Below are 18,941 nucleotides of genomic sequence, written 5' to 3' on the forward strand. Positions count from 1 at the left end.
CCGTCACACGCCCAACATTGCTGTCATGCTGACACATCTCTCGATCCGCGACGTTGTTCTGATCGAAAAGCTCGATCTTGGTCTCGCACCCGGTCTGACGGTCCTGACTGGCGAGACCGGTGCCGGCAAATCCATCCTGCTCGACAGTCTGGGTCTGGCCCTCGGAGAGCGTGCCAGTGGTGGGCTCGTGCGCTCCGGAGCCACACAGGCCAGCGTGTCGGCCATTTTTGAAATCGCCGCCGATCACCCCGTTTTCGCTCTGCTTGACGAACATGGCATCGTCCGTGAAGACCCGTCAGATCCAGTCGTCCTGCGACGCATCGTCACCCCGGACGCCCGTTCCCGCGCCTATATCTGCGATCAGCCGGTCGGCGTCGGCCTGCTCCGGCGTATTGGTGCCTATCTCGTGGAAATTCAGGGCCAGCACGAACAGATGGGACTTGCCGACCAGAGCACCCATCTCGATCTGCTGGATGCCTTCGGGATCGCCCCCACTCTGCGGGAAAAAACAGTACAAAGCTTCCGCCAATGGGCAGCGGCTCGAGCTGCCCTAAAGGCTGCGCGCACCGATATGGAAGCCGCGGCACGCGAGGAAGAATGGCTGCGTCAGACGGTCGATGATCTCGAACGCATGGCCCCGCAGGAAGGCGAAGAGGGCGCGCTGGCCGCCATGCGCGTCAGTCTCCAACATGATGAACGCCGTGGCGAAGCCGTCGCCGCCGCGCTATCGGAACTGACCCCCCGCGACCGCCGTTCCTCCGCTCCCGCCGCAGCCCTGCGTTCCGCGAGCCGTGCCCTCGCGCGACTACTGCCGGCACCGACGGACACAGACACACTCGCAGGCAGCCATCAGACACAGGCGCAGGACGCACTTGATGCGCTTGGAAAGGCCGAAGAAGCTCTGGCGGAAGCCGAAATGCTGCTGAGCCGCCTGGCCGCGGACACGGAAGGCGATCCGCGCCTGCTGGAAGAAACGGAAGAACGCCTTTTCGCGCTCCGTGGCGAGGCCCGCAAACACAATGTCTCCGTCGCAGAACTTCCCGGCTTTCTGGTCGAGTTGAAAAGACGGCTGGCAGCGCTTGATTCCGGAAACGCCGAACTGGCCCGTCTGGAAACTGCTCTGACCGAAGCCCGTCTTGAATACGAAGACGCCGCACGAGCCCTTTCCGCCGCCCGCAAAAAAGCTGCCGAGAAGCTCGAAAAAGCCGTCAGCGCCGAACTGCGCCCGGTCAAGCTGGAGCGCGCCCGCTTCATCGTCTCGATCCTCCCGCTCGAGCCCGACCACTGGAACAGTCAGGGCATGGAGCAGGCCTCCTTCCTGATTGCCGCCAATCCCGGACAGGCCCCTGGCCCTCTCGCCAAGGTGGCGTCCGGCGGTGAGCTGTCCCGCCTCATGCTCGCCTTGAAAGTGGTGCTGGCGGAACGCTCCGACGTCGGCACGCTCGTCTTCGATGAAGTCGATTCCGGCGTTGGCGGCGCAACCGCATCTTCCATTGGCGACCGGCTGCACAAGGTCGCACAGGACGTGCAGGTTCTGGTCGTCACCCACAGCCCGCAGGTTGCGGCACGCGGCGACCATCACCTGCGGATCGCCAAGCGTGTCCGTAACGAACGCACCGAAACCCTGGCCGAGCCTCTCCCCCACGACGCCCGGCGCGAGGAAATCGCCAGGATGCTCGCGGGCGACACCATTACAGACGCAGCCCGCGGGGCTGCCGACAGTCTTCTGGGACATCCTTCATGACCACTGCCCCTGTATCCGCCGCCGAGCGTCATGCCGCACTCGAAGCGGACCTCGCGCGGTGGGACGAGGCCTATCATGGACGCGACGAACCCGAAGTGTCCGATGCCGTCTATGACGCAGCGCGACGCGAACTTCTGGCCCTCGAGGAAGCCCATCCGGAACTCCGGAGCGAAGGCGGCGCCAGCCAGCGCGTGGGTGCGGCACCCGATTCCGCTTTCGGGAAATATCGTCACCTCGTGCCGATGCTGTCCCTCGACAACGTGTTCGACCCCGAAGGCTTCGACGGCTTCGTCTCGAAAGTTGGGCGCTTTCTGGGACTGGACGAAGAGCGGTTGCAGGCCCTTCAATTCGTCGCCGAACCCAAGATCGACGGCCTGTCCATCAGCCTGACTTACGAACACGGCCGCTTCATGCGCGGCACGACGCGCGGCGACGGCATCGAAGGCGAGGACGTCACCGCCAACCTCCTCACCCTGAACGATATCCCGCACGACCTTCCGGCAGACGCCCCCGACCGGATCGAGATCCGCGGCGAAGTCTTCCTGTCCAAAAGCAGCTTTCTGACCCTGAACGAGCAGCAGGTTGCCCGCGGCGCCCGGCCTTTCGCTAATCCCCGGAATGCCGCTGCCGGCTCCCTTCGCCAGCTGGACGCGGAAATCACACGCAGCCGCCCCCTGTCCCTGTTTGCCTACGCACAGGGCTATACGTCAGCGCCGGTAGCCGCCACGCACTGGGACTATCTGGAAAAACTTCGCAGTTGGGGCTTTACGGTCAATCCGCTGTCCGAAATGATCGCCCATGCTCGCGACATCCCGGCCTATGTCGAAAAACTCGCCCGTGAGCGCTCGGGGCTGGATTATGACATTGACGGCATCGTCTTCAAACTGGACGATATCAGCCTGCAGGACCGGCTCGGTTTCGTGGGCCGTGCCCCCCGCTGGGCCATCGCCTGGAAATTCCCTGCCGAACAGGCCATCACGCGCCTGCGGGAGATCGAAATCCAGGTCGGCCGCACGGGCGCCCTGACACCGGTCGCCCATCTGGAGCCCGTCAATGTCGGCGGCGTCATTGTCTCGCGCGCCACCTTGCACAACGAAGACGAGATCGCCCGCAAGGACGTGCGCGTCGGTGATCTGGTCCGCCTCCAGCGCGCAGGCGACGTCATCCCGCAGATCCTTGGACCCGTCCCGAGCGAGGAACCGCGCTCGGAGCCTTTCGTCTATCCCGACCACTGTCCCGTCTGCGGATCACTCGCCGAACGTGTGCACGGAGAAGCAGTCCGCCGCTGCACGGGCGGCCTGACCTGCGAGGCACAGGTCGTCGAGCGCCTGATCCACATGGTCTCACGCAACGCCTTCGACATCGACGGTCTTGGCGAGCGCAGCATCCGCGAATTTCACGATGCCGGCTATATCCGCACGCCCGGCGACATTTTCCGTCTGCGCACCCATGAAGACGCCCTTCTCCAGCGTGACGGCTGGGGCAGACTGTCCGTGGACAATCTGCTTCGCGCCATCGACGAACGGCGGACCATCCACCTGTCCCGGCTGATTTTCGGCCTCGGCATCCGGCGCATCGGAGAACGCAACGCCCAGCTTCTGGCCCGGCATTACCAGACCTTCGAAAACTGGCGCGCCGCCATGCTGGCCGCCGGTCCGGACTCCGAGGAACGGGCCGCCCTTGGTGCAATTATGGGCGTGGGGGATGCAATTGCCGACGAACTCTCCGCCTTCTTCTCCGAAAGCCACAACGTCGAAACGCTCGACGACCTGGCTTCAGAGCTCACGGACATCATCCCCGAAGAAGCCCCGTCGGAAGGGCATCTTTCCGGAAAAATTATTGTCTTCACGGGCACGATGACCACCATGACCCGCCCGGAAGCCAAGGCCATCGCCGAACGTCTGGGCGCGCAGGTCACCGACAGCGTATCCAAAAAGACGTCTCTGGTGGTCCTGGGCGAAAAAGCCGGATCCAAAGCCAAAAAAGCCGCCGAACTCGGGATCGAGACCGTCGATGAAAGCGGCTGGCGCGTGCTGGCGGGGCTGTAACAGAACTGCAAAACCGGAACCGTGAGAAAGTTGGTAACATCCCACTTTTTCAGGGTATAACGCCTCCCGCATGTCAGTCTCCCCTTCCTCCCAGCACCAGATTGTCCTTCTCCTGCTGGGCCTTGTCGCCACGGTCGCGCTGATTGGCGTCTCCGTGCTGATCTCGCTGTCCGAAATTTCCTTTGCCGCAGCACGCGATGTGCGTCTGCGCTCCCGGGCAGAAGCGGGAGACCCACGGGCCGTTGCCTTCCTCAAGCTGCGGCGCAACAGCGGTCAGGTCATCACGGTCCTTCAGATCTGTCTGAACGCAGTCGGGGTTCTGGGCGGCATCATCAGCGAATCCATGCTGAGCGACCCGATCGCCGAAGGCTTCCGCGTTTTGGGCATGGCCCCGTCACTGGCAGACAAGCTGGGCTCGGCCTGTTCCTTCATCCTGATCACCGGCCTGTTCGTCCTGTTCGCCGATCTGCTCCCCAAACGGATCGCCATGAACGCACCGGACCGGATCGCGCTCAAGGTCGGCTGGTTCCCGGCCGTCGCCCTCAAGGTTCTCTATCCGGCCGTTCTGGTCTTCTCGAAGATTTCCGACTGGCTGCTCAAGCTCCTCAAAATCCCGGCAGCGGCCACCGTCGAGCCCGTAACGCCGGAAGATCTGCGAGCCATTCTTGCAGCGGGCACAGCCTCTGGTGTGCTCTTGGAAGAAGAGCATCAGATGATCCAGAACGTGCTGGGCCTTCAGGACCGGTCCGTCACCTCTGCCATGACCCCGCGCGACGAGATCGTGTTCCTGGACGTGCAGGAAACTCCGGAAAGCCAGCGCGACAAGGTCCGGGTCCGTCCGTATTCGCGCTATCCGCTGTGCGATGGCGGCCTGGACAAGGTCATAGGCTCCATCCGCGCCGAAGACGTGCTGGTGGCCGTCGTGGACGAACCGCAACCCAAAAGCACAGGCCTCGCCCCCGTCGCCAGCCAGATCTTCAAAATGCGACGCGACGTCCTGTCTCTGCCCGACACGTTGAACCTGTGGGAAACCTTGGCCCAGTTCGAAGCCCACTCCGCCGGCTTTGCTCTGATCGTCAACGAGTACGGACTGGTCGTCGGCCTCATCACCTATAAGGACATCATGGGCGCCCTGATGGACGGTCTGGTCAGCCCGTTCGAAGAGCAGGCCATCGTCCGCCGCGATGACAAATCCTGGCTGATCGACGGCGCCGCCCCCATCGGCGATGTCATTCGCGAACTGGACATTCCCATGTTCGACGATGCCCAGAACTTTGACACGGTGGGTGGCTTCGTCATGAACCGCCTGCGCCGCATGGCCCGCAAGGCCGACAGCGTGCAATCCTCGGGCTTCCGGTTTGAGGTCGTCGATGTGGAAGGCTTCCGAATCAACCAGTTGCTGGTCACACGCCTGAACTGACTTCCGTCGGCTAACGGAGCCTGTTTAGATCGTAACATGATCGATCTCAGCCGCTCCGCTCTCATTCTTGTTGATATTCAGAACGATTTCTTGCCCGGCGGTGCTCTTACCGTTCCGGAAGGGGACCGCATCCTCAACGCAGTCAATACGCTCGCCGCACGGCCGTTCAGAGCAGTCATCGCAACGCAGGACTGGCACCCCAAAAACCACTGCTCCTTCACCGCACAGGGCGGCCCTTGGCCGCCTCACTGCATCGCGGGCACCCATGGAGCAGATTTCCCAGAAGCACTCACACCTACCCCTGTGACGCATATTGTCCGCAAAGGTGTTTTGCAGGACCGGGACAGCTATTCAGGGTTTCTGGATAACGACCGCGCAACTTCCACCGGGCTGGACGGGTTATTACGAGGTCTTGGCATCGAACATGTGGTCGTCTGTGGGCTGGCCCTCGATTACTGCGTTGCGGCGACGGCGCTGGATGCCCGCCATTACGGATACCGCACAGACGTCGTTCCCGAAGCATGCCGAGGCATTGCAGCTGATCCCGGATCAGCACTGGAAAAACTTAAAAAACAGGGTGTTCTGCTGAAAAGCGTAGAGGCCTGCTGAAGGTAGAACAATGCGGATATCCAGACTGCTCCCAGCGATCATAGCACTGGCAACCTGTGATGCCGCTTTGGCAACCACGCCTCCAACGACAGCGGAACTGGCCGGAACAGATGGGTTTCACCAAGCCTATCAGGCCATGCTGACACTCCCATCATGGGTCATCACGGCTCACGCAACATCCGTGCCAGTCAGCAATTTCAGCGCTAATGGCAAAGACTATATTCTGGGACATATGTGCCGTCCACATGACTGCGCGGCAGAACAGCTTGAAGTGATTTTTTCCAAGGATCATTCAGCGGCCTGGGGCCTGCTAAGCATACGGAACGAAACATCCCTCAGGCAGAACTTTCTGGGCGCGCCCGATGCCGCCATGCAGAAAATTCTTCTGAAAGCCTATCAGGACAATAACCCATCAGACTGAATTTAAAGGAATATTGAATGGTACTGGGCGTGTCAGGCAGATGGCGCGCCCTACTGGATTCGAACCAGTGACCCACAGCTTAGAAGGCTGTTGCTCTATCCAGCTGAGCTAAGGGCGCATCTGTAAAGCCATTAACTGGTCGGGGCGCCCGGACTCGAACCGGGGGCCTCTTGTACCCAAAACAAGCGCGCTACCAGGCTGCGCCACGCCCCGAACCGGCCGGAACCTAGGATGTCTGACCGGTCGAGGCAAGGGGGTTTTTTTTATTCGCCTTCGCTTCGCACGAGCGGGGGCACGAAAAGCGGCGCCGTATCCCATGGAAAGAGCACCCAGGTATCCTGCGCAACTTCCGTTACATAGTGATCGGTGAAAGGTTTGCCATCGGGTTTGGCATAAAGGCAGGCGAACACGGCCTTGGGCAGCAGTTCGCGCACGATACGGGCGGTTACACCCGAATCCACAAGGTCATCCACGATCAGGAAGCCTTCACCGTCGCCAGCAGCTACAGGCGGCTTGACGACCTTGGGCTCGTGCTGTGTGCCTTCCTCGCCGGCATAGCTGATGACCGAGACACTCTCGATCAGGCGGCAACCCATTTCGCGGCCCAGAATGGCGGCGGGGATCAGGCCACCACGCGTAATGGCGACAATGCCACGGAAAGGACCATGCTTCTGCATGAGCGTTGCGGCCAGAAGGCGGGCGTCACGATGGAGCTGGTCCCAGGTGACGGTCGCATAATGAACGGTTTGGGGGGTCTGATTGGCTGTCATGGTCTTCCTCTGCCTTCCGTCTCGCAATTTTGCAATAAACTTGAGATGCGGAAATGCCTAAAGTGCCGCAATGATTGATCCGGCCCTGCGCTCCCTCCCCGGCCTTCCGTCCCTGATTGTCGGAAGAATTTTCTCACAGCTTTCCGCAACGACCATGACGATCGCCATCGGATGGCAGATCTATGCCCTGACACATGACGTGGCGTCTCTGGGTTATCTGGGTCTCGCCCAGTTCCTCCCCATGATCCCCCTGACCTTCGTTGCCGGTCATATCGCGGACCGCTTCAACCGGCGCACCATCGTCCTGATCTGTCAGGCCTGCGAAATCCTGGCCACGGGCGCACTGGCTTTCGCAGCCGCATTCCATGCCCTCACAACAGGCGCCATTTACACATTCGCGGCCTTCTACGGCGTCCTGAGAAGCTTCGAGATGCCCTGCCAGCAGGCCTTTCTTCCCGCTATCGCACCGCCTGCCCTGTTGCCCCGCGCACAGGCCCTGCTCTCTTCACTGTTCATGACGGCTTCGATTGTCGGGCCCAGTCTGGGTGGGCTGCTCTACGGGATCGGACCCGTCGTCTGTTACGGCCTCTCCACCGCCGGATTTGCCGCTGCTTTCGGGGGCACATTGTCTCTCAGGCTGGTTCACACGGTCCCGGCCAAAGAGCCGATCACGTTTGCCTCGGTTTTCGCTGGCCTGTCTTTCCTCAACCGCCGCCGGGATCTTCTCGGAGCCATCACGCTCGACCTGTTTGCCGTGCTTCTGGGTGGCGCCACGGCCATGCTGCCGGTCTATGCCGACGGAATCCTGCATGTTGGCCCGATCGGTCTAGGGATGCTGCGTGCAGCTCCTGCCGTAGGAGCCCTTCTGATGTCCTGGGGGCTGTCACACTATCCTCTGAAAGGTCGCGCGGGCCTCATCATGTTTGTGTCCGTGGTGGTCTTTGGCGTTGCAACGATTGCTTTTGGAGCCTCCCACATCGTCTGGCTCTCGATCATTGCCCTGATGGTTCTTGGCGCATCCGACGTCATCAGTGTGGTGATCCGCTCTTCGCTTATCCAGTTGGCCACACCAGATTCAATGCGGGGTCGCGTTTCGGCCGTGAACACGCTGTTCATCGGTTCAAGCAACCAGCTTGGCGAATTTGAAAGCGGGATGCTCGGAACGGCCATCAGACCGGAAGCGGCTGTGATTGCTGGTGGCGTCGGCACCATCGTGGTCGCGGCTGTCTGGGTACGCCTGTTTCCGCGCCTGTGGACACTGGATCGTCTGGAAGACGTCTTCCCGGAGGAACAATAATTCCAGAAACGCAAAAAGCTCCCGAAAGGGAGCTTTTTCTGCGGCCAGAACCAACCTTGAAAAGGCTGGCTCCCGAAGTAGGACTCGAACCTACGACCCAGCGATTAACAGTCGCTTGCTCTACCAACTGAGCTATTCGGGACCGGCGAGGTGGTATGTAGCCAAATGACCGGGGCCGGTAAACCCCAAAAATGAACTTTTTCGAGAGATTTTTTCGTTTCTCTTCAAAGACCTGCGAAAAACAGCCGTTTTTTTCAGAGCTCTTCCCGTCCCCGCGTCGCGAGCAGATCCACGCGTTCGTTGTTTTCGTCCCCCGAATGACCTTTGACCCAGAGCCATTCGATCTCATGCGCTTTCGCAGCATTCAGAATCCGCTCCCACAGATCCATGTTGGCCACGGGATCACCTGCCGCATTACGCCATTTCCGCCGCACCCAGCCGGTATGCCAGCGTGTGATGCCGTTGCGTAGATATTCGCTGTCCGTATGCAGTGTCACAATGCAGGGACGCTTCAGGGCTTCCAGCGCTTCGGCCGCGGCTGTCAGTTCCATCCGGTTGTTGGTGGTCTCCGGATGGCCGCCCAGAAGTTCTTTTTCCTGACCGCGACAGACCAGAAGGGCTCCCCATCCACCGGGGCCCGGATTAGGCTTGCAGCCGCCATCTGTCCAGATTTCAACCTGAGGCCGCGCCGAAGACGCCTCAGACATGTTTCATGCTCGCGAAATGACGCAGACGCAGCAGGTAGGCCAGCGGATCCTTGCGGGTCACCAGCGCATTGGCCGGCGTGTTAATCCAGTCATACAGCCGGGTCAGCAGAAACCGGATTGCAGCCCCCTGACAGAGCACCGAAAGGGCCGATTTTTCTGCTTGGCTAAGAGGACGGACGCTTTCGTAACCCTGCAAAATGGCCGCAGCAAAAGACGGCTCGAACGTCTTTTCGTCCCGGAAACACCAGGCATTCAGGCAGATCGCCAGATCGTAAGCCAAGAAATCTGTGCAGGCGAAATAGAAGTCGATCAGACCCGAGACCTGACCGTTCTGGAAAAACACGTTGTCCGGAAACAGATCGGCATGGATCTGCCCGCGCGGAAGGTCGGCCGTCGCAGGCCATGCAGCCTCAATTTTCTGAAGCGCGGTCCGGACTTCCGCCGTCAGACCGGGCGCAAGAGCATCCCCGCTCTCGCCACAACTGTCGAGAAGCGGTCCCCAAGCGGAGGAAGACAGTGCATTAGGCCGCACCGCCTCATAGCCCTCACCGGCGAGATGGAGTTGAGCAAGAACCTTGCCAAGTTCCAGGCACAGCCCGGCATCAAGCTGGGTCGCCGAGACACCTGGCAGAAAAGTCGTAATTGCTGCCGGACGGCCTGCGAGGCTGCGGAGTGCCTTGCCGTCCCGGTCCGACACCGGCAGCGGGCAGTTCAGTCCCCTGCCCGACAGATACTGCATGAGCCCCAGAAACCACGGCAGCTCATCAGCTTTTACGCGGCGTTCAAACAGCGTGAGGATAAAATCCCCCTCGGTCGTACGGAGGAGGAAATTACTGTTTTCGACACCCTCGGCGATGCCATGAAACGAGACCAGCGTCCCGATCTCGTAAGTGCCAAGAAACGCTTCAAGCGTCTCGGCCGCCAGTTCCGTATAGACGGCCATGAGAAATCAGTCGTCCTCGCCAGCCAGCGGACCGGGCAGACGGAAGTTGATGTTCTCTTCTTTGACGATTCGCTCTTCGATCTTGAGCATGTACTTCTCGGCCAGAGCAGTCACCATTTCCTGCACGAGGCTTTCGGGAGCGGACGCACCGGCACTGATGCCCAGCGTTTCCACGCCTTCAAGGACGCTCCAGTCAAGGTTTTCGAGCTTCGGCACCAGCAGGGCACGACGCGCGCCGGAGCGCTCGGCGACTTCCCGCAGACGCTGCGAGTTGGACGAATTGGGTGAGCCGATCACGATCACCAGATCGCTCTCAGGCGCAATCGCCTTTACGGCTTCCTGACGGTTGGTCGTGGCATAGCAAATGTCTTCACGCTTGGGTCCCTCGATCAGCGGGAAGCGCGAACGCAGGATGTCCACGATTTCAGCCGTATCATCGACCGAAAGCGTCGTCTGCGTGATGAAGGCGAGCTTCGTCGGATCTTCCGGCTGAATCGTACGGGCTTCTTCCGCATCGTTGATCAGCGTGACAGCGCCCGGCGGAAGCTGGCCCATGGTGCCCACGACTTCCGGATGGCCGGCATGACCGATCATCAGGATGTGACGCTGGTCCGGACCGCCGCCTGCAAAATGGCGCTCTGCCTCACGATGCACCTTGGAGACCAGCGGGCAGGTCGCATCCAGATACAGAAGGTTGCGGCGCTGTGCCTCTGCCGGAACCGCCTTGGGAACGCCATGGGCCGAGAAAACGACATGTCCGTCTTCGGGAACTTCATCCAGTTCCTCGACGAAAATGGCGCCCTTGGCTTCCAGTCCTTCCACGACAGTCCGGTTATGGACGATCTCGTGGCGGACATAGACCGGCGCGCCATAACGGCGCAGGGCCTCTTCCACAACACGGATGGCACGGTCCACACCGGCACAGAATCCACGCGGACCGGCGAGCAGGACGCGAAGGGTTTTATGGGCTTCCACACCGTCGGTGCGGGAAGGAGCGAAAGTCGTCTGTTCTGACATGGTGTTCCCCAAGCGGGCGGAGTTCGATATGTAGGACCAGTATCGACCGGATTGCCTCTCGTCGCAACGTCCGGGCCGCTTTGTTGGGAGTTTCTTCAGCTGATGCCAGCCATCCGGCGCCTCGCCTCGTCCCTGTTTGCTCCGGCTTTTGCCCTTGTGGCGCTTTCGAGTCTGGCCGGCTGCGACGAATCCAACCCGAGTTTCTTCGCCCCCGCCTGCCCGGCGCTCGATATCCCGGGTTCGGCCGCGGACCAGTTCGTCTATGACGGCAAGAGCGCGGATATCGGCAGTCTCGTCAGCCATGCCCAGATCGCGTCTCTTTCAGGAGACTGTGAACGGGGTCCGGACGGCCCGCATGGTCATCAGACGGTCCGCACGCGCCTGAGCCTTGCGATGAACCTGACCCGTGGCCCGGCTGCGACCAGCAGCACGATCGACGTGCCATATTTCATCGTCATCATGCGTGACGGCAAGATCGTGGACAAAAAGGTCTTCACCGACAGCTTCCGCTTCCCGGCCAATGTCAGCACGCAGTCCGTCCGGACGAACCTGCGGCTGATCGATCTTCCTGCGACAGACAACATGACGCAGGAAAATCCCTACACGCTTGAGATTGGCTACCAGTTGACGCATGGAGAACTGGGCTATAACCGCGAGCATCTCGCGCCAGTCGCCTTCCACAGTCATACCCAGTAAACAGAACGCCAGGCCCAAATGGCCTCAGATACAGGCGGCAATCCGTTGCATGACAACAGTTGCCGCATGAACAGCCCGGTATGCGAACAGGGCGGAATGTTCCGTACCGGGCATCATTTCGGAACAGAAACACATGGACAGTCGCGAACTGACCCTCCGCGGGATTATTCTCGGGGCCCTCATTACGGTCGTGTTTACGGCGGCAAACGTCTATCTGGGCCTGAAAATCGGCCTGACGTTCGGTTCATCCATTCCAGCCACGATTATCTCGATGGCCGTCCTGCGCCTCATGGGCGGTGGTACAATGCTGGAAAACAACATGGTCCAGACGCAGGCCTCGGCTGCTGGCACCCTGTCCTGTGTCTTTGCAGCGTTTCCGGCCCTCATCAGGGTTGGTTACTGGCATGAGTTTCCGTATTTCGTAACGCTCCTGCTCACGATGGCCGGCGGCATGACAGGCGTCGTCTTCACCATTCCGTTGCGACGGGCCCTCGTCAGCAATTCCGACCTGCCCTATCCCGAGGGCACGGCCTGCGCGGAAATCCTGCGCGCCTCCTCCCCCGAAGGCGACGCCCAGAGCCTGAAATCCCTGACACTAGGCACCCTCGTCTCTGGCGCGATCGCCTTTGCTACATCGGGCTTACGTCTCCTGTCAGACGGATTTTCCGCTGCCACCGTCGTCGGATCATCCGCTTTCCGCCTGAGCGGAAGTTTCTCCCTCGCCCTGCTGGGAACCGGATATCTGGTCGGCATTGGCGGAGGTATTGCGATGCTGCTTGGGGTGTTTCTGGCCTGGGGCGTGATGGTCCCCGTTCTGGGTCACGTGGCCCCGACTGCCAACCCGCTGGCCGACGCGACCGGTCTATGGCTGCACAAAGTCCGTTTCATCGGCGCAGGCGCCATTGCCGTCGCGGCAATCTGGACCCTGCTGGCACTCGCCAAACCGGTGGCACAGGGCCTGAAGGAAGCCCTCTCGATCACCCATCAGGCCACCGGCGACGATAGCGACCGCGACCTGACGCCCCGAACGCTGGTCAGCCTGTGTGCAGGGATTGCCGTGCTGCTGGCAGGATTGTTCACCTATTTCCTGTGGCCCGTCATGTCCCATGGCGGCGCTCTGTTTGCCCTTGTCATACTGGGCCTGATCGCCTGTTTCGGGCTGGGCTTTCTGGTCGCCAGCGCCTGCGGTTACATGGCCGGGATCATCGGTTCATCCTCCTCGCCCATTTCCGGCGTCGGAATCATCGCCATTATCGTGATTTCCGTTGCCTTATGGGGACTGGAAAGCGGTGGACTGCTCACGGTCGAGCAGCGTCCGATTGCCATTGCTTTCGGCCTCTTCGTCCTCTCCGCCATCACGGCCTCGGCAGCCGTGTCCAATGACAATCTTCAGGACCTCAAGACCGGACAGCTTGTTGGTGCAGCTCCCTGGAAGCAGGAAGTCGCCCTGCTGATCGGCTGTGCCGTCGGCGCGATTGTCGTCCCCTGGGTTCTTCAGGTCCTGTATCAGGCTTATGGCTTTGTGGGAGCGATGCCACGGACAGACATGGATCCCACACGGGCGCTCGCCGCACCCCAGCCTGCCCTGATGGCTGCCATTGCCACCGGTATTCTCACCCATCAGCTCGACTGGCTGATGCTGGAAATCGGGGCCGCCATTGGCGTGGTTCTGGTCGTGCTGGATATCGTACTACACCGCCGCAACCTCGCGCTTCCGCCGCTGGCCGTCGGCATGGGCATATACCTTCCGGCAGATGTCTCGGTCACGATCGGAATTGGTGCGGGGCTTGGATGGCTGCTGCGTCGTTTTCCCAAGGAACAGGGAACGATGATCGCCTCAGGCTTCATCGTCGGAGAAAGCCTGATCGGCGTGGCACTGGCAGCAATGGCCGGTGCTACGGGAAGCGCCGATACGCTGGCACTTCCCATACCGGCCCTGCTGAATGCAGGGCTCGGCTGGGCTGTCTTCTGCGGCGTCATGCTCTGGTTCGGGCGCCAGGTCAGACAGTCGCAGTAATAAAGTGGGGGCCTGTAATCAGGCCTTCACCCACCACTGCACCGGCTCCTGCTCGGAAGCATCGGCTTCTGCCATCTCCGCGACTTCCGGAGCAGCCTCCTTGCGGGGACGCCCGACAGGACGGGGCGCACGACGTGCAGCCTCGGCAGCCTGTTCACGCGCCTGATGCAGGGAAGCCTTCAGTGTCTGGATGGTGTCCTGGTTTTCACGCAGTTCGCGGTTCAGTTCACTGATCTGGATCTTCGCGTGGGCTTCGCGGGTTTCAAACGCCTTGAGCTGGGACCGGACCTCCACGAGGCTCCGCTCGGCTTCTTCCCAGCGACGCTGCTCACGCTTGACCGACTGGCGCAGCCGCTCGATTTCTTCCTGATCTTCCTGACTGGGGGCGCGGGCAGCAATTCCCCGGCTTCCCTGATGTTCGACGACAACCTGTCCATCACGGACAAAGCGACGGCGACGTTCCGGAGTAGCCGTCACAGGCCGCGCTTTGGAAGAACGGGAGGAAGCCCCGGCTCCCAGACGGGCCAGAGCCTGTCGCAGCTTGTCTTCTTCGTTAACCTGATGCTCGTCGTGCATTCTGTATTCTTCAACCAATATGATATTTATAGATTTCTTCCCTGCACGACAGGTCTGCCAAAAGGCAGAAAAGCTGACCGGACCCTGGTCCACTCAGCAGTGACATGTCCTGACAAGGATATGGAAAATCGACTCGTCTGGAGAAACTCCAGCGTTCTGACGACGGACTTCTAGCACTTCAGGCGCATTCTGTCACCAGAACAATAAGCAAATACCTATATTTTCTGCTGATGCCAGCGACCCGGAGACCAGAGAATATCCGTTTCACCATCATTATTGGCGTGACGGGCAAGAACAAAGAAGTAATCAGACAGTCTGTTCAGAAAACGCAAGGCCTCTGCCGGAGCATGTTCCAGCACCGCCACCCTGCGTTCCGCCCGGCGCGCAACCGTCCTGACGAGATGGGCCTGTGCTGCAACGAGGCTTCCGCCCGGCAGGACAAAGCTCCGGAGATCCTGCTGGTGCTGGCGCATGTCTTCCAACCGGACCTCAAGCCATGTGCTGGCTTCCGAAGTCAGGCTGGGAGAGCGTTCAGGATCCGGAAGGCACAGATCCGCTCCAGGATCGAACAGACAGGACTGGATCTGCCGGACTTCATCGACAAGAGCAGTTATCCGGGTATTCTGTGCCATGTAACAGCACAGAATACCCAGTTGGGCATTGAGTTCATCGACAGTCCCCATGGCTTCAATACGGTCCGAGGACTTGGGCACACGTGTCCCGTCCCCCAGCGACGTCTGTCCCGCATCACCGCCACGGGTTACGATCCTGTCGATCCGGATGCTCATGCCTGTCCGTCTTTCCTTACGTTATGCTCAGCGGTTTCTCTTGTGCTTTGCGTGATGGCGGATCGTGCGATCTCCCATCAGGTCATGGGCACGCGAAGTGTGATCGGTCAGCAGCTTGTCCGTATCCGAAGCCAGGGTTTTGATATCGGGCGTGCCACCGGAGGCCTTGGCCGTTGTGATGGCCTTGTCCAGATCCGCGGTGCGGACACTCACGACATCCCGCAGGAACATGCGGTCATATGCCGCACCATACAGATGGGAGAACGAATCGACATGCTCCTGATCGGCTGCGTCGATCTTGGCCGCAACCGTCAGGTTGGCATCCGATGCGATCTTGGCAACGGCCTTCTGGTTCGTCGTGTGGTCGCCCTGAACCGTCGTCGCGAATGCCTTGATAACGTCGCTGTTGCTGTGGGTGGCTGCAAGCGTTGCGATGGCGATCTGCGTCTGATCCATTTCATCGACCTGCTGGATGAATGCCGCATCCGCCGTGGTCAGCTTGTAGGTGGACGCAACACTCGGCAGAGCCGGAGCCGGCGGCGCGTCGGGAGCGTTACAGGCTGCCAGCCCGGCGAGAAGACCGGCGGACAGGCACAGGCGGACATATGAAACGGTCATTGAAGCTTCCTTTTTCAAACGCGCCTCCCCTGCGAAGGACAGGCCGCGACAGACTGACATTCCACTCATGACAGTCTCTCATTCGCTGTTCAGACAACACATGATACATTCACGGCATGTCCGCAAACCCTGTCCGCACCAGTCTGCCCGATCTGCTCCGGGGAAGTTTCATATTTGCAGCTCTGTCCGCTGCATCAGGCGTCATGCTGGGCGCACTTTCCGCGCATCTGCCGGACCGGCTTTTTGCCGTCCCAAGCGGACGCGCCATGCTGCATTCCGCAGTTGAAATCCAGATGTGGCACGCACTGGGTCTTTGCGTGCTGTCCCTGAACGCTTCCCGTCTGTCGCCGAAACTGATCCGCCTGGCCTGTCTGTGCATGGCGGTCGGTATGGTTCTGTTCTGCGTACCGGTTACGCTGCTCGCCCTGTTCAATCTGAAGCTAGGCCCCATGTCGGTTGGGCGAATTGCGCCTTATGGCGGCACGATGCTCATGATCGCCTGGTGTCTGGCTGCCGCATCGGCGCTGCGTCGCCCGTTCCAGAACTGAACGGCGATCAGCTTCGGCTTTTTCTGATTCGCTGAAAAACCAGTAGCCCGATCGTCTGGACGGCAAGAGCCGCAAGAAAACAGACAATCATGATCCCGGTCAGGATCAGCTGTTCGCGCCCGAGGCCGGATTCAATATGAAACAGACTGTACAGTTCCTGCCAGGCGGACGTTCCCGCCACATGCTGCGCCAGTTTGATTGCGGGCTGCCAGAAGCGGAACACCGAGGCGAAAGCAAGCGTGAGCCCTACAAGGATGACAGTCCGGATCAGGGTCTCCGTGACACTGACCTCACGTGACGGCGCGGCTTGCGGAGGTGCTGCTGGCTTCTTCAAACGCATGACCTTTCGTGGAATTTGAGCTTTAATCATATGTTCCTGTCATTCTGCGTTATGGCATGCAGAAGACAACATCAATGAAAGCCTTTTTCATGCGTCGTTCCCTTCTTGCCGCAACCGGCCTCGGTCTGGCGCTCCTCGCAACCCTTCCGGCACAGGCCGCACCCACCATGCCAGCAGTCCCTGCACCCCAGCTGAGTGAAACGTCAGCCCCTCCTGTCGCTACGCCCTATCCAGATACGGCGGTGGCTCATGATCAGGTGGCGCAGGCCTTTGCCCTGGCGCAGAAGACGCACCGCAAGGTCCTGCTCGATTTCGGTGGTAACTGGTGCCCGGACTGCAAGATGCTCAGCGGCATCTTTGCCCTGCCCGACGCCGCACGCTGGCTGGACAGCCAGTTCATCGTGGTCCCGGTCAATGTCGGACGCATCAACACCAATCTTGATCTCGCCGAACGCTATGGCGTGACGATCAAGGCCGTGCCGACCGTCATCATCGTCACACCAGACGGTCATGCCCTGAACGACGATGGTTCCACCGCGTTGGGCAATGCCCGCAGTATGTCTCCGCAGGCCGTTCTGGACCTCATTTCCGGCTGGAACAAACGCGGATAAGCCCTTGAGGCTCCGGCTTTTTCCGGAGCCTCATCCTTTAGTTAGAGGGCGAGAACCTGCTCGGCCTCATGCACGACCTCCGCCAGAACGTCCGCCTCGAACGGAGAGGTCAGTCCGGCTTCGGACACAAGCTGGGCGAAGGGTTTCGAGCCGCCCTCAGCGCAAAGCCTGCGATACGTTTCCAGCGTCCCTTCCCGATCCAGCCGTGAGCCCAGCCAGAGCTGCAACGCACAGCACTGCGCCAGTGCATAGTCGATGTAATAAAACGGCAGACGGTAGATATGGAGCTGCGCCTGCCAGCGACCACCCTTTGCCGGATATTCCAGATCGCCCCAGTCCCGCCACGGCATGTAAAGCTTTTCAAGCCGCTGCCATGTCTCGTGCCGTTCTTCCGGCGTCATGTCCGGACGGGCATAAACTTCATGCTGGAAGTGATCCACGCAGACGCCATACGGGAAGAACGACAGCGCGTCGATCAGATGCATCCGGCGATACCGATCCGCCGCACCATCTTCGACCAGTTCACCAATCTGCGGCCAGGTCAGGAACTCCAGCCCCATGGAATGGATTTCCGCAGCCTCCATGGTCGGCCAGAGCTGGTCAATCCAGGGCAGATCACGGCTTTTCCAGTTCTGGAACGCATGACCCATCTCATGGGTGAAAACCCCGATATCATTATGGGTGCCATTGAAATTGGCAAAAATATAGGGCGTTCCAACCGTCGGAAATGACGTGCAGAACCCGCCACCAGCCTTGCCGTCCCGGTTCTTCAGATCAAGATACCCGAGATCCCGCATCTGGACATAAAAATCAGCCATTTCCCCCGAAGGGTCGAGCTCACGGAACATGGTTTCTGCCCGCGCAACCAGCAGATCATGGTCACCTGCGGGTTCAGGATTTCCCTGAAGGTCAATGAGAGCCTCGTCCCAAGCCATCAGCCTCTCGCAGCCCATTTTCAGGCGGCGGCGCTCCATAAGCGAACTGATGAGCGGCGTGACATAGGCCAGCACTTTTTCACGGAACGCTGCGACCTGCTCCGGACCATAATCCGTGCGACGCATCCGGCGATAACCAAGCTCGATATAGTTCTCAAAGCCAAGCGTCTTCGCCATCCGGTCACGCAGGGCGACGAGCTTGCCATAAAGCGCGTCCAGCTCCGCTCCGTTCTTTTCAAAAAAGGCCCAGCGCGCCTTTTCGGCATCATGACGGATTTCGCGATCCAGCCCCTGAAGATAAGGCACCAGCCCGGACAGGTTGAGCGTCTTGCCATCGAACGGAATTTTCGCCGAAGCGAGAAGCGCGGTGTATTCTCCCGTCAGCCGTGCCTCTTCCTCAAGATCCGTGCTGATACGCGGATCAAAGGTCCTCGTATCCGATTCCCAGAGCCGGACCACATGCGGCGTCACGATGGCTTCAAGACCTTCACGGTCAGGATCCGCCAGAAGGCGTTTCTTCACCGTCACCTCATGATCGGTCGCAACCGGAGACAGCCGATCGGCATAATCCCGGTCCGCTTTTGCAGTCTCATCCTGCGTATTGCGCGAAAACTGCAGGTGGACGTGTGATGCCCAGGACTCATACTCGCGCCGGACCGCATCAAAAGCCTGAAGGGCTTCCACGCGATCACCCGCATCAAGCATGGCTGCGATGGCATCGTAACGGGCCTTGAGCGACTGCTCGTCAGGCCGGGGAAAAGACAGTTCAGAAAAGGGAGGGAGCGTCTTTGTCATGGCACAATTCTGCCAGTCTCCCGCCTTTGCGTCCATGCCTG

At 60.3% G+C, this 18,941-nt stretch carries 19 protein-coding genes and 3 tRNA genes; 10 read left to right on the plus strand and 12 right to left on the minus strand.

Annotation, left to right across the window (positions count from 1 at the left end):
* Positions 1–25 precede the first annotated feature (25 nt).
* From recN to HKD24_RS02615, 5 genes are all read left to right on the plus strand, one after another.
* A complete protein-coding gene (gene recN / locus HKD24_RS02595; protein ID WP_194258877.1) occupies positions 26–1,744 on the plus strand; it encodes a DNA repair protein RecN in 1,719 nt (572 codons plus the stop codon).
* Positions 1,741–3,792 (plus strand): NAD-dependent DNA ligase LigA, encoded by a 2,052-nt coding sequence (gene ligA / locus HKD24_RS02600; RefSeq protein WP_194258878.1) that lies wholly within the window; start codon positions 1,741–1,743, stop codon positions 3,790–3,792. The genes recN and ligA overlap by 4 nt, the downstream gene beginning before the upstream one ends.
* Positions 3,793–3,862: 70 nt before the next feature.
* Entirely contained in the window at positions 3,863–5,212 is a 1,350-nt protein-coding gene (locus HKD24_RS02605; RefSeq protein ID WP_194258879.1) for a hemolysin family protein, read from the plus strand.
* A 36-nt stretch (positions 5,213–5,248) separates the two neighbouring features.
* Positions 5,249–5,821, plus strand: a complete 573-nt coding sequence (locus HKD24_RS02610; RefSeq protein WP_194258880.1) for a nicotinamidase — start codon at positions 5,249–5,251, stop codon at positions 5,819–5,821.
* A gap of 10 nt (positions 5,822–5,831) precedes the next feature.
* Positions 5,832–6,242 (plus strand): Ivy family c-type lysozyme inhibitor, encoded by a 411-nt coding sequence (locus HKD24_RS02615; protein WP_194258881.1) that lies wholly within the window; start codon positions 5,832–5,834, stop codon positions 6,240–6,242.
* 41 nt (positions 6,243–6,283) lie between these two features.
* On the opposite strand, the gene HKD24_RS02620 is transcribed toward HKD24_RS02615, so the two are convergent.
* The 3 genes from HKD24_RS02620 to gpt form a co-directional block, all read right to left on the minus strand.
* Positions 6,284–6,360 (minus strand) — tRNA-Arg (locus HKD24_RS02620).
* Positions 6,361–6,378: 18 nt separating this feature from the next.
* Positions 6,379–6,455, minus strand: a tRNA-Pro gene (locus tag HKD24_RS02625).
* Positions 6,456–6,505: 50 nt separating this feature from the next.
* The gene (gene gpt, locus HKD24_RS02630) at positions 6,506–7,012 is read right to left on the minus strand and encodes a xanthine phosphoribosyltransferase (protein WP_194258882.1); all 507 of its coding nucleotides are present in this window, start codon (positions 7,010–7,012) and stop codon (positions 6,506–6,508) included.
* Positions 7,013–7,082: 70 nt separating this feature from the next.
* On the opposite strand from gpt, the gene HKD24_RS02635 reads away from it, so the two are divergent.
* Complete coding sequence (locus HKD24_RS02635) at positions 7,083–8,309, plus strand: MFS transporter (protein ID WP_194258883.1); 1,227 nt, start codon at positions 7,083–7,085, stop codon at positions 8,307–8,309.
* A 66-nt stretch (positions 8,310–8,375) separates the two neighbouring features.
* On the opposite strand, the gene HKD24_RS02640 is transcribed toward HKD24_RS02635, so the two are convergent.
* The 4 genes from HKD24_RS02640 to ispH all read right to left on the minus strand — a co-directional run bounded on the left by HKD24_RS02640 (position 8,376) and on the right by ispH (position 10,976).
* Positions 8,376–8,451: transfer RNA gene (locus tag HKD24_RS02640), tRNA-Asn, on the minus strand.
* A 112-nt stretch (positions 8,452–8,563) separates the two neighbouring features.
* On the minus strand, positions 8,564–9,016 hold the full coding sequence (gene rnhA, locus HKD24_RS02645; RefSeq protein ID WP_194258884.1) for a ribonuclease HI: 453 nt from the start codon (positions 9,014–9,016) through the stop codon (positions 8,564–8,566).
* Positions 9,009–9,959, minus strand: a complete 951-nt coding sequence (locus HKD24_RS02650; RefSeq protein ID WP_194258885.1) for a homoserine kinase — start codon at positions 9,957–9,959, stop codon at positions 9,009–9,011. Before HKD24_RS02650 ends, rnhA begins: the two co-directional genes overlap by 8 nt.
* A 6-nt stretch (positions 9,960–9,965) precedes the next feature.
* Positions 9,966–10,976: a 4-hydroxy-3-methylbut-2-enyl diphosphate reductase gene (gene ispH, locus HKD24_RS02655; RefSeq protein ID WP_194258886.1), complete on the minus strand. Its 1,011-nt coding sequence runs from the start codon at positions 10,974–10,976 to the stop codon at positions 9,966–9,968.
* A 102-nt stretch (positions 10,977–11,078) separates the two neighbouring features.
* Here ispH and HKD24_RS02660 point away from each other — a divergent pair, with 102 nt between their 5' ends.
* Both HKD24_RS02660 and HKD24_RS02665 read left to right on the plus strand, forming a co-directional pair.
* The gene (locus tag HKD24_RS02660) at positions 11,079–11,672 is read left to right on the plus strand and encodes a hypothetical protein (protein WP_194258887.1); all 594 of its coding nucleotides are present in this window, start codon (positions 11,079–11,081) and stop codon (positions 11,670–11,672) included.
* A gap of 133 nt (positions 11,673–11,805) precedes the next feature.
* Positions 11,806–13,689: an OPT family oligopeptide transporter gene (locus tag HKD24_RS02665; RefSeq protein WP_194258888.1), complete on the plus strand. Its 1,884-nt coding sequence runs from the start codon at positions 11,806–11,808 to the stop codon at positions 13,687–13,689.
* Positions 13,690–13,707: 18 nt separating this feature from the next.
* On the opposite strand, the gene HKD24_RS02670 is transcribed toward HKD24_RS02665, so the two are convergent.
* The 3 genes from HKD24_RS02670 to HKD24_RS02680 all read right to left on the minus strand — a co-directional run bounded on the left by HKD24_RS02670 (position 13,708) and on the right by HKD24_RS02680 (position 15,671).
* Positions 13,708–14,265, minus strand: coding sequence for a hypothetical protein (locus HKD24_RS02670; protein ID WP_194258889.1), 558 nt, complete (start codon positions 14,263–14,265; stop codon positions 13,708–13,710).
* Between the two features lie 215 nt (positions 14,266–14,480).
* On the minus strand, positions 14,481–15,053 hold the full coding sequence (locus HKD24_RS02675) for a cob(I)yrinic acid a,c-diamide adenosyltransferase (protein WP_194258890.1): 573 nt from the start codon (positions 15,051–15,053) through the stop codon (positions 14,481–14,483).
* A gap of 27 nt (positions 15,054–15,080) precedes the next feature.
* Complete coding sequence (locus HKD24_RS02680; protein ID WP_194258891.1) at positions 15,081–15,671, minus strand: DUF4142 domain-containing protein; 591 nt, start codon at positions 15,669–15,671, stop codon at positions 15,081–15,083.
* 116 nt (positions 15,672–15,787) lie between these two features.
* Between HKD24_RS02680 and HKD24_RS02685 the strand changes: the two genes are divergently transcribed.
* A complete protein-coding gene (locus HKD24_RS02685; protein ID WP_194258892.1) occupies positions 15,788–16,219 on the plus strand; it encodes a DUF423 domain-containing protein in 432 nt (143 codons plus the stop codon).
* A 7-nt stretch (positions 16,220–16,226) separates the two neighbouring features.
* On the opposite strand, the gene HKD24_RS02690 is transcribed toward HKD24_RS02685, so the two are convergent.
* Positions 16,227–16,559, minus strand: a complete 333-nt coding sequence (locus tag HKD24_RS02690) for a hypothetical protein (protein ID WP_194258893.1) — start codon at positions 16,557–16,559, stop codon at positions 16,227–16,229.
* A gap of 89 nt (positions 16,560–16,648) precedes the next feature.
* Between HKD24_RS02690 and HKD24_RS02695 the strand changes: the two genes are divergently transcribed.
* Positions 16,649–17,170, plus strand: coding sequence for a TlpA family protein disulfide reductase (locus HKD24_RS02695; RefSeq protein ID WP_228124110.1), 522 nt, complete (start codon positions 16,649–16,651; stop codon positions 17,168–17,170).
* Positions 17,171–17,211: 41 nt separating this feature from the next.
* On the opposite strand, the gene HKD24_RS02700 is transcribed toward HKD24_RS02695, so the two are convergent.
* Positions 17,212–18,900 carry a M3 family oligoendopeptidase gene (locus HKD24_RS02700; RefSeq protein ID WP_194258895.1) on the minus strand — a complete coding sequence of 563 codons (1,689 nt, stop codon included), beginning with the start codon at positions 18,898–18,900 and terminating at the stop codon, positions 17,212–17,214.
* Between the last annotated feature and the right edge of the window lie 41 nt (positions 18,901–18,941).

It is taken from the genome of Gluconobacter vitians, assembly GCF_015244565.1.
Lineage (GTDB): Bacteria > Pseudomonadota > Alphaproteobacteria > Acetobacterales > Acetobacteraceae > Gluconobacter > Gluconobacter vitians.